Raw genomic sequence first — 15,868 nt, 5'->3', positions numbered from 1 at the left:
CCAAAGAAAGGGATCCGGATTTTGTCAGAAACAATGTCGTTGTTGATGATGTGGTGCATCGTTGTGAATGCACTGACTTATGGCTTGTTTGCACTGGATAAACGACAGGCAGTGCGTAATGCATGGCGGGTGCCGGAGCGGCATTTGCTGGCTGCGGTAATGCTGGGTGGCTGGGCAGGTGCGTTGCTGGCCATGTGGATTTGCCGGCACAAGCGCAGAAAAACCGCATTTCTGCTGCAGTTTGTGCTGGCGCTGATACTGCATTTGCTAATGATCATGGGTATATTCCTCGTGCTGAGCGGTGCAGAGTCGGTTCGCTGGCAGGCTTTGTTCAGCGCATAGCAACGGCGTCCGGATGGCGAATTCTCGTAGCGCGTGCGGCAACACTGCCGTGCCACGGTGCGGGCAGCGATGCCCAGTATTTCGCCATGCCGTTCGCCATACTCAGTCTGGCAGAGGGCAGCGGCACGCTGCGCGACAGTAAGGCACGGTCCGGCAGTCTGGCCAGTTTTTCATAAAAGCGCACCAGATCTGCCGGGTTCCAGCCGGAATCCAGTGCCAGTTGCATCCCCAACTGATCTGCTTCGGCTTCATGCTGATACGAAAGGGCGCTGAGTTTCAGTTGCAGGCGGTAATCGCTGCGTAACTGTTCTGCTACCAGAGTTAAGTCGTTGCCCGGCGCATCCCGCAGTAAGCGGGCTTCCGATAATTCTTCATGCTGATGACTGGCCAGCGCATGTGCTGCTTCATGCGCCAGCAGCGCGGCAATTTCGCCATCGCTGAGCTGCAACTGCAGTAAAAAATGCTCGCTGACCAGAATTTTTCCACCCGCGAAACAGACTGCGTCGATGTCTGCAGAGCTGGTCAGATGAATTTCCCACTCCCAGTCTGCCGATGGTGGATGTAATTTTGTGGCTGCAGGAATCAGGCTGGCGAGAATGTCTCTGAGTTTTGCCAGCATTGCCGGATTCCGGTTGATCTGGCCCTGATCCGCCAGTTCCCGTATCAGTTCGTAATAGTCACTTTCCTGACGTGCATTGACTTCGGCACTGCTGTACGACAGCGATTGCCAGCGACCGGTAGCAGGTACCTGCGCTCCTGCCTGCGCACAAAATAAACAGAAAAACAGCATGGGCAGCATTTTTTTCATGATGATCTCCTCCGCAGTCTGTCGGGGTGCAGGCATAGTTGCAGCATAGAAATGCCTGTGCTTCATCACAAGAAAACGATTGTTAATTCGGAAATTGCGCCGTTGCACCATTGCAGCGGCGGATTCGAACATTGCTGAAAAAAAATGGCATTCAGTACAGCAATTCGCGGGATAATGTCAGGTTATGTCCGGAGGCCGCTTAAGTCGTGCGTCCTCCCCCGAAACTTGCAGTGATGGCCGTCAAGGAGTGTGGATGAACTGGATGTATCTGGGTATTGCGATTCTGAGTGAAGTCATTGCCACCAGCGCGCTGAAAGCATCGGAAGGCTTCACAAAGCCATGGCCGGTGCTGATTCTGGCGGTGGGCTATGCGTCTTCGTTTTATTTCTTATCGCTGACACTGCGCACGATTCCGGTAGGGATTGCCTATGCAATCTGGTCCGGTGTGGGTGTCATCCTGATTTCTCTGCTGGCGTGGTGGTTGTACGGGCAATCACTGGATAAAGCGGCCCTGATCGGCATCGGGCTGATTGTGGTGGGCGTCGTGGTGCTGAATCTATTTTCTGAATCGGTGCACCGCTGAACAGCGGCGCTGCGGAAAAGAACAGTAATTTCAGACGACGGACAAACCGGATAACTATACAGAATGAACTGGCTGACAGAATTAAATGAAGATGAGCTGCCCGTCGTTTACGCGGTGGCTTTATACGATGCAGCGATCAGCGCTGCCAAACTTGCAGATTTGTTTCAGGCCCGTGCGCAAACTGATGCGATGGGCAATCCGTATTCGCAGCGCCTGTTAAAAGATGTGTGCACAGGGCTGATGCGTAAGCAGATACTGAAGCAGGAAATCGGGATCGGTCTGCTGATGGCAGACGGATTGCGCATGACGGTGATACTGCATATGTTCCGGCAGGGAATTTTGCGCACATGGATTGCCGGTATCCGCGACATGCTCAAGCGTCTGGGTGAATACCAGTACTGGAAATCGTACGACGGTGCATTTTACGGACGTGAAGTGCAGTTTTCCGTTTTGTCCGGCCGTACCGATGAAGCCCTGTTGTGGCGCGAAAAGCTGTTCAGCGTTAAAAATTTACAAGGTAATTTGCCGGCCGATAAGTTCTTCGCTACCGATGACGGCGTGCAGTTATTCTCTGAACTGCGCGTGATTGATCAGGGCATGATGCTGACCGATTTGTTTCAGCATGCGAACTGGACGCTGGCTGACTGCGGTCGCGCTTACCAGTTTGGCTGTGCGCAGGCAGAGAAGCTGGGGGCGCACTGGCCGCAACTGATCAGTCTGCTGTGCTGGCAAGCGATCCTGCGCGGCGATACTGCGTCGCTGGAAAAGCTGATGCCACGCGTATCGCCTGCGTATTTGCCGGAATTGCAGATGGTGATGTCCGTCATGCAAAACAAAATCGCGCAAGCCTGCAGCCTTGCACAAACCTATGCTGAATCGCAACGTGCAGGCACCGGCAAGCGTAAATTTTTCCTGTCCGGCCCCGGTGGTTTATTTGCCGCCGTTGCACTGCTGGCAAAAAATGATGCTGCCAGTCTGAAACTGGCGAAGAGTCAGATTGATGAAGGTGTCAAACAGCGCGAAGCCTATACCTATTTTGCGCTGCAACCTTTGCTGAATCATATGCAGCAGGGAACGCAGTTGCCGCATTCTGCTTTTGCCGTGCGTACCACGCATGATGTGGATGCGCTGTTTGAAGCACATGCCAGTGACTGGCTGGATGCACCATCGCATCCGCGTCTGCAAACCAAGCTGAATGATATGCGTGATCTGATGCAGGCCCGTGGCTATCTGTGGGTTGCTGCAGAGGCAGACGGATTGCTGGTGAAGCGCTTTTCGCAGGCACCGGTGTTATCGCACTGGCATGAGCAGGCGGGCTGGCGTCCGGTGTTGCAAGTCTTGCAGAAAGAAGAACCATGGAAACGCGCACTGGAAGCGCTGAGTCAGTTGCGCCCGCAGACAGAACAGAAAGAAGAAGCGCCTGCTGAACAGACCCGTCTGGCGTGGATGCTGGAAATGGAATTTCAGCAATTGCGTGCTGAGCCGCGTGAGCAAAAACGGAATGGTAAAGCGGCGTGGAGTAAAGGACGTGCGGTAGCTTTGCGTCGCTTATTGCAGGAACCGCCTGCCTATCTGACCGAGCAGGACCGACAAATTACTGCCCATGCTATTCGCCGTACCGCCGGCTCTTTCGGTTCGGAATATGATTTTGATATTCATAAAGCCTTGCCCTTAATGACCGGACATCCGGCAATTTACTGGATGGATGCGCCGGAAGTGCGTGTGGATCTGGTGCGCGGTGAAGTGGCCTTACAATTGCAGGAGCGCGGCGAACATATCGCGCTGCAGTTAGATCCGTATGTGGCACCGACGGAGCAAATGGTCTGGCGCAAAGAAACACCGACACGGCTGGTGGTGTATCAGTCCAGTCCGGAAATCCGTCAGATTTCCGGCATTCTCGGTCGCGGTCTGCAAGTGCCGGTCAGCGCGCGTCAGCAATTGCTGGATGCGATTGCCGCGATTGCGCCGCATATGGTGATTCACTCCGATTTGCCTGAACTGGCGAGCAATGTGAAAACCATCAGTGCAGACGCTACTTTGTACGCGCACTTGCTGCCTTTACAGGAAGGATTGCGCCTGCAGATGCTGGTGAGACCATTGCCGGAAGGCAGCTGGCTGATGCCGGGGAATGGCGCGGCGGTACTGATGGGCGAAGTGGAGGGCCGCATGGTGCAGGCAGCCCGCGATCTGGAGGCGGAAAAGCAAAAACTGGCAGAAGTGATTGCCGCTTGTCCGGCATTGCCCGCAGCGGGTGAGATGCCGGAATGGGAAATTCACACCCCGGAACAATGTCTGGAATTGCTGAGTCAGTTACGTGCGCTGGAGGATCAGGGTTTGTCACTGATCTGGCCGGAAGGTGAGCGTTACCGTCTGAACGGTTCGCGTTCTATGCAAAACATGCGCCTGAGCATTAAGCGTCAGGGCGAATGGTTTGTCGCCGGTGGCGAACTGGTGCTGGATGACGGCAAAGTCATTGCCCTGCGCGAATTGCTGCAAATGATGGACAGCGCCAAAGGCCGTTTCCTGAAAATAGGGGAAAAAGACTGGCTGGCGCTGACGGCAAGTTTCCAGCGCAAGCTGGAGCAATTGCGTGCTCTGGGCGAAGTCAATGGACGCGGCCAGTTAAGACTGCATCCTTTGTCGGCGAGTGCGGTGGCGGAAATCACGGATGAAGCAGCGCAACTGACCGTAGATGCCGCATGGCAGGAACAGTTGTCGCGCCTGAGTACGCTGGACGCATTTGTGCCGGAAGTGCCTGCCGGATTGCAGGCGACTTTGCGCGAATACCAGTTGCAGGGTTTCGAGTGGCTGACACGACTCGCACACTGGGGCGTCGGTGCCTGTCTGGCTGATGATATGGGTCTGGGTAAAACCGTGCAAACGCTGGCGTTGTTGCTGCATCGCGCAGCAGGCGGTCCGGCACTGGTGGTCGCACCGGTCTCGGTTGCCATGAACTGGATTGCAGAAGCACAGAAATTTGCGCCGGATTTAAAAATCTGCGCCTATCATCAGCGCCGCAAGCTGGAAGATCCGGCAGCATTTGATGTGGTGGTCACCAGCTATGGTTTGCTACAGACCGATGCGAAAGTATTTGCCCGTCAGCACTGGCATACCGTGGTGCTGGACGAAGCGCAGGTGATTAAGAACGCGGCGACCAAACGCAGTCAGGCGGCGATGGCGCTGGAAGCCGATTTCCGTATGATCGCTACCGGTACGCCGGTGGAAAATCATCTCGGTGAATTGTGGAATCTGTTCCGCTTCATTAATCCGGGTTTGCTGGGCAGCAAAGAGCAATTCAATGATCGCTTCGCACTGCCGGTGGAAAAAGGTAATCAGCAGGCGAAACAATTGCTGAAAAAACTGATACAGCCTTTCATTTTGCGCCGTACCAAAACACAAGTGCTGACCGAGTTGCCACCGCGTACCGAAATCACGCTGCAAGTCGAACTCAGTGATGAAGAGCGTCACGTGTACGAAGCCCTGCGTCAGGAAGCGCTGGAAAAACTGGCCAGTTCGGGTGAAGGCGCCGATGGCAGTTCTCTGAAAGTCCTGACCGAAATCACGCGCCTGCGCCGTTTCTGCTGCCATCCTTCGCTGGTGCTGCGTCAGCAGGAAATGCAGGGCAGTAAATTGCAGGTGTTCAGCGATACGCTGACCGAAATTCTGGATAACCGTCACAAAGTGCTGGTATTCAGCCAGTTTGTCGATCATCTGGCGCTGGTGCGCGAAGTGCTGGAGCAGCGCGATATCGCGTATCAGTATCTTGATGGCTCGACACCGCCGCTGGAGCGTAAGCGCCGTGTTGACGCTTTCCAGTCCGGTGAGGGCGATGTGTTCCTGATCAGCCTGAAAGCTGGTGGTACCGGTTTGAATCTGACGGCTGCTGATTATGTGATTCACCTTGATCCGTGGTGGAATCCGGCAGTCGAAGATCAGGCATCGGACCGCGCGCACCGTATGGGGCAGCAGAAGCCGGTGACGATTTACCGTCTGGTGACGTCAAATACTATCGAAGAAAAAATTCTTGCTCTGCATGCGCAGAAACGTGATCTGGCCGACAGCCTGCTGGAAGGCGGCGATGCCAGCGCCCGTTTAGATGCCAATGCTTTGTTGCAATTGCTGAAAGAAGGCATCTGATCGCACAGCGTAAACCGCAGATCGCAGCTAATTCCGCGTCGTACAGCGGGTACGGTTTTCTGCGTTTGCTGGTAGACTTACGCCCCTGATTTGCCGGTGCGATTCACCGGCACAACTCCGTTTTACAGATTGAAAGCCCCGAAGTGAAAGATGCAGACCAGGTGAGCGGCACCAAGCGCGCGCTGCCGCCAAGAACCTTATCCGTTGCCCCGATGCTGGACTGGACAGACCGGCATTGTCGTTATTTTCATCGTCAGATTACACGTCATACCTGGCTGTACACCGAAATGGTGACGACCGGTGCGTTATTGCATGGCGATGTGGAACGGCATCTGAATTACAACGAAGCGGAACATCCGGTAGCCCTGCAGCTGGGCGGCAGCGAACCGGCGGATCTGGCGCGTTGTGCGGTGATTGGTGCTGAATGGGGTTACGATGAAATTAACCTGAATTGCGGCTGTCCGTCTGAGCGCGTTCAGAAGGGTGCATTCGGCGCCTGTCTGATGTCAGAGCCGGTGCTGGTGGCAGATTGCGTGAAAGCGATGCGCGATGCGACGGATGTGGATATCACCGTAAAACACCGCATCGGGATTGATCAGGTAGAAGAATACGGCTTCGTGCGCGACTTCGTCGGTACGGTGGCGGACGCCGGATGCAAGACGTTTATTGTGCATGCGCGGAACGCAATTCTGAAAGGCTTGTCGCCGAAGGAAAATCGCGAAATTCCGCCGCTGAAATACCATTTTGCGTATCAACTGAAGCAGGACTTTCCGGAGCTGGAAATTCTGATCAATGGCGGTATCAAAACTGCCGACGAAGTGCAGCAGCATCTTGCGCATGTGGATGGTGTGATGATTGGCCGTGAGGCGTATCACAATCCGTATATGATGGCGGAATTTGATGCGCGTTTTTATGGCGACAGCACCGAACCGCTGAGCCGCGAAGCCATCATCGAGCTAATGATTCCTTACGTGCAGCGTCAGCTGGAACTGTACGGCAACAATGGTAAAGGCTTGCGCCTGAACTCAGTAGTGCGGCATATGCTGGGCCTGATGACCGGTTTGCCGGGCGCACGCAGTTTCCGCCAGACTTTGTCGGATAGCAAGCGACTGGCCAGTGGCGATCCTGCTTTGCTGCGGGTAGCGCTGGCACAGATGCAGGGTGTGATGCAGTCCATGGCAGCGGATGCCTGAACCGTTTGAGTGTGATTTGATTGCGCAGGATCTGCGCGGCTTTTTTCGGAGACCGGAATGAAATCAGTGAAATACGGAATCGCTTTACTGGCAGCAGCCTGTGTGATGGCGACTGCATCGGCCGAGGTTGTTGTATCGCAGCCGTGGGTGCGTGCGACGGTGCCGCAGCAAATGGCAACCGGTGCGTTCATGCAACTGAAAAGTTCGCAGGACAGTCGTCTGGTCGCCGTGGCAACCAGTGCTGCAGACCGCGCCGAAATCCATGAAATGAAAATGGAAAATCAGGTCATGCGTATGCGTGAAATCGATGGTCTGCCTTTGCCGCAGGGACAGGAAGTGGCGCTGAAGCCGGGTGGCATGCACATTATGCTGATGGGTTTGAAAAAGCCGCTGACGGAAGGAGAATCCGTGACGCTGCAACTGACCTTTGAAGATAAAGCGAAAAAGCGTGAAGTGAAAGAGGTGGTCGTGCCGGTGCGCTCCCTGACTAAGCCAGCGCACTGACTGCATTCCGTATCATGATATTGCGGCAAGTAATAAAGTGTAATCTTTGCTGTAAACATCGCGCCGCAGCGTATAGTCTGAGATGAGTTGCAATGCACACTCCTCATCTCACAGACGTGAGTTTACGCCCGCACCATCTGGTAGCGGGCGTTTTTCTTTGGCGGACTGTGATCGCAGAATAAAGAAAATCCCGGCAGGAACTTGCGAAAATGCAGTAACTGTCCTATAATGCGTGCTCTCTGACGAACGAAAGTTAGTTAGAAAAAACAGCGGTGGCTGTAGCTCAGTTGGTAGAGTCCAGGATTGTGATTCCTGTCGTCGTGGGTTCGAGTCCCATCAGCCACCCCAGGATTCAAAAGCAAAAAGCCCGTTTCGACGGGCTTTTTGCTTTTCTGCGCTGATTTGTTCAGCTGCTCAGTTTCATGGGAGTGTATGCAATCAGGTGGCTGCTGATCTGGCTGCCGGGTTTTTCGGCGCAGCGCCGTGTTTTCAGTGGTTTGTCTGCATTCCGGTAATTGTGAAGAAAAGGCTGAAGCGAAGTTTGATAAAGGCCGATCTTCAGCCTGGCCGGATATGCCTTTATCGTCATTTTATGATTGCGGAGGCCCGGACTTTCTGCCGGCGAGCGCCGGATCGCTATGCAAAAATCCGCATTTTGCGCTTTTTCCGTGTCTGGAGAGTGTGCTGCAGCGGTCGGGGAGGGCTGCAGGCCCGGTAACTCAGAGCCTGCGCATCAGGTCGCCGGAATTTCAGCCGCGCTGTAAAAACGGCTGGCTGACCTTTTCGATATGGGCGTTGAGTGAGCTGATCAGTCTTTTGATGCGTAGATTTTTATTGATGGCAAAAATGCCCATCGTCATGATGGCGAAGAATGCGGCAAGTCCGCCATCGCGCAACGCGACCGCGAGTGCCAGCCACAGCGCAAATCCGATGAATAAAAAGTATTTAGGAAATACTTCCAGTTTCATCAGGTTGTTCAGCGAAGCGCCATCGCAAATAAACGAAAACTGATTGGCATTGTGGTTGATCACGCTCGCATACCAGCCTTCATTGCGCCCCTTTTGTTCTGCTGCTATCAGGGTAATCCGCTGCCCAGCGCGTAAAGGAATCGAGGTGCCGCTGATGTTGACCGATTTTTCCATGCCATCTTCGGTTTTTATCCAGAATTCCTGCAGCGTTGTGTTGTGTGATCTGATGCTGATGTCATCAATATGACCGCCTTTCGGGCCGATGTAACCGCCGCCGCCACCACCGGAAATATGGGTTTCGCTGCGGGTGCTGGTGTCCAGTACCGTGCCGGTAATACTGCGAAAATCCAGTGTTTTGCCGCGATAAGTAAATGTCTCCATGTTGCTTCCTTCGTCTCTCAGTTATCCGTCAGGTCTGGCTTGCCAAGTTTGAAACGGAATGAAATTAGCAGTTTTGCATAAACCGGACAAGAAGATTTAAATTTGCTAACAACTTATACGAGCGATAAGTGATGGTGTGGCTGGCTTGCTATGGCTTTCTCCGCTTGACCTTTGCGGTTCGGGTCTGCTTTGCAAGCCGTTGCTGACCGCTGTTTCGGGTGTTTTTGGGCGCAAATGCGGAGTTCAGCATACCGGTTTCGCGGTTGTCGGCAGAAAGTCTGGCTCTCCGGAAATGCCGGATGACGATTTCTGCATGGTTTTGCTGGGTCAGGGGCTGGCAGGGTGAGGGAGGAGCTGCGGAGTTGAAATGCAGTGTTACTGACTGCGCCATTAGCGCTTGCTGCGGGTCCGTTACTTGCTGGCGCAGATGGCGGGTTTTGCTATAAACCGCTGCGTTATGTCAGTTCTTGATCTCTTCGATTGCCTCAGCAAACTCAGAAATATCTTTGAAGCTTTTATAGACTGAGGCAAAGCGGATATACGCGATTTTGTCCAGCTTCTTCAGTTCGCGCATCACCAGTTCACCCAGATACACGGACATCACTTCACGTTCGCCACTGGACAACAGTTTTTCTTCGACTTGCTGAATAGCGTTGTCAATTGCTTCTGCGGAAACAGGGCGTTTGCGCAAGGCCAGCATGAAACTGGCGCGCAGCTTGCCGGATTCATATTCGGTACGGCTACCGTTTTTCTTGACGATGACCGGCATCATCAGTTCGGTGCGCTCATAGGTGGTGAAGCGCTTATCGCAGGCACTGCAACGACGACGGCGACGCATGGCACTGCCGTCTTCGGAAACACGGGTTTCGATGACCTGAGTATCAGTATGGTGGCAGTAAGGGCATTTCATGCAAATGTTCCGTTCCTGTGAATGAACCTGAGTGCAGCCGCAAAAAGAAAAACGCCACTGCAAGGCAGTGGCGTTGTTTTATATCACAGTTATCAGGCTGCGTACACTGGGAAGGCTGCAGTCAGTTTTTTAACTTCTGCTTTCACGCGCTCGATCGTTGCTGCATCGTGCGGATTGTCCAGAACGTCAGCGATCAGGTGACCGACTTTGATCGCTTCGGCTTCTTTGAAACCGCGGGTAGTGAATGCCGGGCTGCCCAGACGGATACCGGAAGTCACCATTGGTTTTTGCGGATCGTTCGGGATGCCGTTTTTGTTGCAGGTCATGTGTGCAGAACCCAGAATCGCTTCCGCTTCTTTACCGGTCAGACCTTTAGGACGCAGATCAACCAGCATCACGTGAGATTCAGTGCGGCCGGAAACGATGCGCAGACCACGCTCGGTCAGGGTTTGTGCCAGTGCTGCAGCATTTTTCACAACCTGTTCCTGATACGCTTTGAATTCCGGAGACAGTGCTTCTTTGAATGCAACTGCTTTACCAGCGATGACGTGCATCAGCGGGCCGCCTTGCAGGCCTGGGAAAATCGCGGAATTGATTTTCTTAGCGATGGCTTCGTCGTTGGACAGAATGATACCGCCGCGTGGGCCGCGCAGGCTCTTATGGGTTGTGGAGGTCACAACGTCAGCAAACGGCACCGGATTAGGGTACACACCTGCAGCGATCAGACCGGCGTAATGCGCCATGTCCACCATGAAGTACGCGCCGATTTCTTTCGCGATTTTGGAGAAACGTTCGAAATCGATACGCAGCGCAAATGCAGATGCGCCGGCGATGATCAGTTTTGGTTTGGTTTCACGTGCCAGTTTTTCCATCGCGTCATAGTCGATGTCTTCCTGTGCGTTCAGGCCGTAAGAAACAACATTGAACCATTTGCCGGACATGTTCAGTGGCATACCGTGGGTCAGATGGCCGCCTTCTGCCAGACTCATACCCATGATGGTGTCGCCCGGGTTCAGCAGCGCGAAGAACACGCCCTGATTTGCCTGAGAACCGGAATTCGGCTGAACGTTGGCGAAGTTTGCGCCGAACAATTCTTTCAGACGGTCAATTGCCAGTTGTTCCACAACGTCCACGTTTTCGCAGCCACCGTAGTAACGTTTGCCCGGATAGCCTTCTGCATATTTGTTGGTCAGTTGAGAACCTTGCGCCTGCATAACCGCCGGAGAAGTGTAGTTTTCCGAAGCGATCAGCTCGATATGCTCTTCCTGACGCACATTTTCTTTTTCAATGGCAGCAAACAGCTCCGGATCGATATTCGCGAGGGTGTGATTTTTTGCAAACATAGCTTTCCTGATTTCCTGTTAAGTTTGAAACGATGTTAAAGAATGGACAAAAATGAGGTGTCAGTGATGTGAAAACAGACAGGCAGCCGCATTCTTGCTCTACCATCGGGCTGCCCAGGCGTACGGCACGGAGAACACTCCGTATATCTCACGCTTCCTGATGGGATTCCTCCATCTATCGCAGGAACAATTTGCTGTGTCTGCGCTTGCGCCAGTTACGTGAAACAAAATGGTGCGGCGATTTTACGTGATGGCTGTTGAATGGGCAAGCAAGCGGGATTTTGCTATGCGGATTTCGAAATTCCAACAGATGAAAAATGTTTGTTCTGTCGCTTGTAACCGTCGTGACTGCCGAAATGAATTTAAAATAAGCCGGAAAACATCAACGCCGCCATTGTGCGGAATTCACAGTCTGAAAAGGAAGCATTCATGATCGTACTGATTACCGGAGCAAGTTCAGGATTCGGAGAGGCAATGGCCCGTCGTTTTGTGCAGAATGGCCATCAGGTTATCGCGGCGGCGCGTCGTGCGGATCGCCTGCAAGCGCTGCAACAGGAGCTGGGTGAGCAATTACTGCCGGTGGTGCTGGACGTGACCGATAAATCATCAATTCAGGCAATGCTGGCCGGACTGCCTCAGTCATTCCGTCAGATTGATGTGCTGATCAATAATGCCGGACTGGCGCTGGGTACAGAGCCGGCATATACGGCATCAGAAGATGAATGGGAAACCATGATCGATACCAATGCACGCGGCCTGGTACTGATGACGCGTGCTGTGTTGCCGGAAATGGTGGCGTGCAATTCCGGTATGGTGATTAACATCGGTTCGATTGCGGGTTCCGTCGCCTATCCGGGTGGTAATGTGTATGGTGCAACAAAGGCATTCGTGGATCAGTTTACCCGTAATCTGAAAGCGGATCTGGTTGGTACAGGTGTGCGTACAACCAATATTGCCCCGGGTCTGTGTGGCGGTACCGAGTTTTCCAATGTGCGTTACCGTGGTGATGATGCCGCAGCGGCAAAAGTCTACGAAGGGACGGAACCCCTGACTGCAGACGATATCGCTGAAGCCGCGTACTGGATCGCTACACTGCCGGCCCACGTGAACATCAATTACATCGAAATGATGCCGGCTTGTCAGGGATTTGGTCCGCTGAACATCAAACGCAGTACCTGAGGCAGTTCCGTCCGGCGCTTTGCAGGTAAATGCTGACGTAATTGCGTCCGGCGGTATAATGTGCCGGTTTCTGATAACTAAATGGCAGGTATGAGCGCCTTGTTTGTGTGGCCGGTACGGGTCTACTACGAAGATACCGACGCTGGCGGTATCGTTTTTTATGCAAACTATCTGCGATTTATGGAGCGTGCCCGCACCGAATGGTTACGGGCCGCCGGTGTGAATCAGCACGCGCTCAGAGAAGAATCCGGCCTGCTATTTGTCGTAAAGTCCGTGGCGGTGGATTATCAGGCACCTGCTGTGCTTGATGATCAGTTACACACCACGGTGGAGGTGCAGAGAATCGGTAAGGCATCCATTCTGATACGGCAACAGGTTTTACGCGCTGAGCAGGTGCTGGTCAGCGCAGAAGTGAAGATCGGCTGTGTAACGGCACAAGGTTTACGTCCTGCTGCCATTCCTGCTGAAGTGCTGCAGGCAATGCAGCAAAATAATGAATGACTGATTAGAAATCTGAATATGAACGCAACACAAGATTTATCGTTTATCACCCTGATCGCGAATGCATCGTTACTCGTTCAGCTCGTTATGCTGTTACTGCTGGGCGTATCGCTGACCAGCTGGAGCTATATTTTTAATAAGATGTTTACCATCAAAAAAGCGCGTCAGCAGACAGAATCGTTTGAACGCAGCTTCTGGTCGGGTGGCAATCTGGTGGAACTGTATCAGGATATTTCCGCAGCGCGTCGCCAGAGTAAAGATCAGACCGGTTCGCTTGAGCGCATTTTTGAAGCGGGTATGAGCGAATACCACAAAACAAAAAATGCGAATAAAGGCAATCTGGACGCTGGTGCAATGCTGGATGGTGCGCGTCGTGCGATGCGTGCAGCGTTTCAGCGTGAAATGGATTTGCTGGAAGCGCATTTGTCGTTTCTGGCATCGGTTGGTTCTGTCTCTCCTTACATCGGTCTGTTTGGTACGGTGTGGGGGATTATGAATGCTTTCCGTGGTCTGGCGAATGTTCAGCAGGCAACGCTGGCAGCAGTCGCACCCGGTATTGCGGAAGCGCTGATTGCAACGGCGATCGGCTTGTTTGCTGCGATTCCTGCGGTGCTGGCATATAACCGTTACTCTCACGACATTGATCGTCTGGCGATGCGTTTTGAAACCTTCATTGAAGAATTCTCCAATATTCTTCAGCGTCAGTCGCGCTGAGCGGAGGACTCATGGGTTCCATGCGAGGCGAGCGCAGCAAGCGCAAACTTAAAGCGGAAATTAACGTCGTTCCGTATATCGACGTGATGCTGGTGCTGCTGATTATTTTTATGGTGGCATCACCGATGACCAATCCCAGCGTGATAAACCTGCCAACGGCGGGGCAGTCAACGCAACCTCCGAACAGCTTCATCGAGGTCACGCTGAAGCCTGATGCATCGGCTTCGATCAGTCTGACTACCCGGAATGGCAGCGCGACACAGCGTGAGCGTACCGACGAAGTCAGAAACAAAGAACAACTGATGAATTTACTTAAGGAATACCATCAGTCAAAACCTGATCTGGCAGTCATGATTTCCGCAGATAAAGGCATCGTCTACGACGAAGTCGTGCAAGTGATTGCAGAGGCGAAAAAAATCGGCATCAGCCGTGTAGCACTGGCGACCCGTTGATGACAGACAGAGCCACCATAAAAAGCTTATCTTTCGTACTGGGCCCGGTGGCTCTGATTTTGGCCAGTACTGCCGCCTGCGCACAAGATGCGACTGGCGTTGCGCCGCAGGATGTCATGACTGTCATGTCTGCGGCAGGCGAATTGAGTGCAGAACGTCTTGGCACTGTGCGGTTTGTCTTAAGCATGAAAGCAGATACTGAGTCTGCACTCTTAAAAGAACACATTGCTGAATTCAGCAGCAATGCTGAGCCACAGAATATTACCCCTGCATTGTTGCGGCGATTGCGTCAGGATATCTCCGGAATTCTTTTCACCGAAGGCTACTTCAATCCGCAAATCCGTTTTGAAGCGCTGCCGCAGGCCCGCTCAGGCGCGGCGGAGCGGCAGATCAGTGTCATTGTCGAACGCGGTGAGCGTACTGTGATTGAAAACGTCAGCATTCGTTTTGCCGGTGCGTTTAACGATGCGCTGAAAGCAGAACAGCAGGACGCAATTCAACGACGGCGTCAGGTGCATGAGGACTGGGGTTTGTCCGTTGGTCAGCCGTTTCGGGAGGGCGACTGGAGTGATGCAAAAAACGGGCTGCTGGAAAGCTTTCGTTCGGATCGTTACGCTGCTGCCAGATTAGAGGAAACGGCGGTAAAAGTCGATGCAGAGTCATCGACAGCGCGGGTTGAAGTTGCGCTCGACAGCGGCCCTGAGTTCAGACTTGGCGCATTGAGCGTCAAAGGTTTGCAGCGATATCCGTTGTGGTTGCTTGACAGATATGATCCGCCAAAGCCCGGTGAACTGTATTCCCGTAACCGCTTACTCGACTTTCAGCGTACTCTGCAGAATTCACCTTACTTTGCGTCGGTAGCGGTGCAGATTGATGCTGATCCTGACAAAGCGGCGGCAGTACCGGTCGAGGTGAATCTGACTGAACGTAAAGCCCGGGATCTGAGCTTTGGTGCTGGTTACAGCTCGAATACCGGATTTCGCGGCGAAATTGCCTACCGTGACCGGGATATCCTCAGCCGGGCATGGGATCTGCGGTCAGCAGTCCGTATTGAGCAAAAACGGCAGCTTGGTTACGCAGACGTGTACCTGCCGCCTTCGGATCAGGTACTGAACTCATTCGGTGTGCTGGCAGACCGTCAGGACGTTTCCGGGGTACGCACCGTCAAGCAGGCAATCGGCGTGCGTCGTACCAGTCATACAGGCGATATTGAGCGTCGTTTCGGACTGAATTTATTGCGCGAAAAAAGTACGATAGAAGGCGAGCCTGAAGAAATTTCCAAAGCACTGGTGTGGAGCGCTGGCTGGACCTGGCGTGATATTGATGATGCGTTTAATCCGCACAAAGGCAAGATTATCCAGGCAGATGTCGCTGTTTCGGAGAAAGCATTGTTGTCAGATCAGCGCTTTGTGCGTCTGGTCGGAAAGTACCAGCAATGGATGCCGCTCAATAAACAGGACACACTGATCTTCCGGGTTGAGGCAGGGCAGGTGATTGCACCGGATGAAGAAGGTATTCCGGAAGAGTATTTATTTCGTACAGGTGGTGCCAGCACTGTTCGCGGTTACGCTTATCAGAGCATCGGGATTCCGGTGCAGGGTGCCGTAACCGGCGGTCGGGTGATGGCTGTTGTCAGTGCAGAAGCTGTGCACTGGCTGAATGGCAACTGGGGTGTAGCGGCATTTGCCGACGCGGGTGATGCCACTTCTGTCTGGCGTAAACTGAGTCTGAAGAAGAGTATCGGTACAGGCTTACGTTACCGCACACCAGCCGGGCCAGTCGCGCTGGATCTGGGGTATGCGCTCAAAACAAAACGGGCGCGTATTGATTTTTCTATTGCAATTGCATTCTGA

The 15,868-nt window shown here is 53.3% G+C and carries 14 protein-coding genes, 1 tRNA gene and 1 riboswitch; of the genes, 11 read left to right on the top strand and 4 right to left on the bottom strand.

The features are described 5' to 3' along the window. Positions 1–33 precede the first annotated feature (33 nt). Complete coding sequence (locus tag IE092_RS02995) at positions 34–342, top strand: DUF1294 domain-containing protein (RefSeq protein ID WP_189355502.1); 309 nt, start codon at positions 34–36, stop codon at positions 340–342. On the opposite strand, the gene IE092_RS02990 is transcribed toward IE092_RS02995, so the two are convergent. After that, the gene (locus IE092_RS02990; protein ID WP_189355501.1) at positions 332–1,150 is read right to left on the bottom strand and encodes a M48 family metalloprotease; all 819 of its coding nucleotides are present in this window, start codon (positions 1,148–1,150) and stop codon (positions 332–334) included. The genes IE092_RS02995 and IE092_RS02990 overlap by 11 nt on opposite strands. A 253-nt stretch (positions 1,151–1,403) precedes the next feature. Between IE092_RS02990 and IE092_RS02985 the strand changes: the two genes are divergently transcribed. The 5 genes from IE092_RS02985 to IE092_RS02965 all read left to right on the top strand — a co-directional run bounded on the left by IE092_RS02985 (position 1,404) and on the right by IE092_RS02965 (position 7,915). Then, positions 1,404–1,733 (top strand): DMT family transporter, encoded by a 330-nt coding sequence (locus IE092_RS02985; RefSeq protein ID WP_189355500.1) that lies wholly within the window; start codon positions 1,404–1,406, stop codon positions 1,731–1,733. Positions 1,734–1,796: 63 nt separating this feature from the next. Continuing rightward, positions 1,797–5,870, top strand: coding sequence for a DEAD/DEAH box helicase (locus IE092_RS02980; RefSeq protein ID WP_189355499.1), 4,074 nt, complete (start codon positions 1,797–1,799; stop codon positions 5,868–5,870). Between the two features lie 161 nt (positions 5,871–6,031). Then, positions 6,032–7,063, top strand: a complete 1,032-nt coding sequence (gene dusA / locus IE092_RS02975; protein WP_268249261.1) for a tRNA dihydrouridine(20/20a) synthase DusA — start codon at positions 6,032–6,034, stop codon at positions 7,061–7,063. A gap of 57 nt (positions 7,064–7,120) precedes the next feature. Then, positions 7,121–7,567, top strand: a complete 447-nt coding sequence (locus tag IE092_RS02970) for a copper chaperone PCu(A)C (RefSeq protein ID WP_189355498.1) — start codon at positions 7,121–7,123, stop codon at positions 7,565–7,567. Between the two features lie 272 nt (positions 7,568–7,839). After that, positions 7,840–7,915: transfer RNA gene (locus IE092_RS02965), tRNA-His, on the top strand. 401 nt (positions 7,916–8,316) lie between these two features. Here IE092_RS02965 and IE092_RS02960 read toward each other — a convergent pair. The 3 genes from IE092_RS02960 to glyA all read right to left on the bottom strand — a co-directional run bounded on the left by IE092_RS02960 (position 8,317) and on the right by glyA (position 11,169). Further along, positions 8,317–8,916 (bottom strand): hypothetical protein, encoded by a 600-nt coding sequence (locus tag IE092_RS02960; protein ID WP_189355497.1) that lies wholly within the window; start codon positions 8,914–8,916, stop codon positions 8,317–8,319. Between the two features lie 460 nt (positions 8,917–9,376). After that, a complete protein-coding gene (gene nrdR / locus IE092_RS02955) occupies positions 9,377–9,826 on the bottom strand; it encodes a transcriptional regulator NrdR (protein ID WP_189355496.1) in 450 nt (149 codons plus the stop codon). A 92-nt stretch (positions 9,827–9,918) separates the two neighbouring features. Continuing rightward, positions 9,919–11,169, bottom strand: a complete 1,251-nt coding sequence (gene glyA / locus IE092_RS02950) for a serine hydroxymethyltransferase (RefSeq protein ID WP_189355495.1) — start codon at positions 11,167–11,169, stop codon at positions 9,919–9,921. Between the two features lie 105 nt (positions 11,170–11,274). Next, a riboswitch (ZMP/ZTP riboswitch) is annotated at positions 11,275–11,398 on the bottom strand. A 200-nt stretch (positions 11,399–11,598) separates the two neighbouring features. Here glyA and IE092_RS02945 point away from each other — a divergent pair. From IE092_RS02945 to IE092_RS02925, 5 genes are all read left to right on the top strand, one after another. Next, complete coding sequence (locus tag IE092_RS02945) at positions 11,599–12,348, top strand: SDR family NAD(P)-dependent oxidoreductase (protein WP_189355494.1); 750 nt, start codon at positions 11,599–11,601, stop codon at positions 12,346–12,348. Positions 12,349–12,429: 81 nt separating this feature from the next. Beyond that, on the top strand, positions 12,430–12,849 hold the full coding sequence (ybgC, locus tag IE092_RS02940; RefSeq protein WP_189355493.1) for a tol-pal system-associated acyl-CoA thioesterase: 420 nt from the start codon (positions 12,430–12,432) through the stop codon (positions 12,847–12,849). An 18-nt stretch (positions 12,850–12,867) separates the two neighbouring features. Beyond that, positions 12,868–13,563 carry a protein TolQ gene (tolQ, locus tag IE092_RS02935; protein ID WP_189355492.1) on the top strand — a complete coding sequence of 232 codons (696 nt, stop codon included), beginning with the start codon at positions 12,868–12,870 and terminating at the stop codon, positions 13,561–13,563. Between the two features lie 11 nt (positions 13,564–13,574). Next, entirely contained in the window at positions 13,575–14,015 is a 441-nt protein-coding gene (locus IE092_RS02930) for a biopolymer transporter ExbD (protein WP_229792996.1), read from the top strand. 116 nt (positions 14,016–14,131) lie between these two features. After that, positions 14,132–15,868 carry an autotransporter assembly complex protein TamA gene (locus IE092_RS02925; RefSeq protein ID WP_189355491.1) on the top strand — a complete coding sequence of 579 codons (1,737 nt, stop codon included), beginning with the start codon at positions 14,132–14,134 and terminating at the stop codon, positions 15,866–15,868.

This window comes from Cognatundibacterium squillarum, assembly GCF_014652435.1.
GTDB classification, from domain to species: Bacteria; Pseudomonadota; Gammaproteobacteria; order Burkholderiales; family Burkholderiaceae_D; genus Undibacterium; species Undibacterium squillarum.
This window is presented reverse-complemented; position numbering and strand designations above follow the sequence as displayed.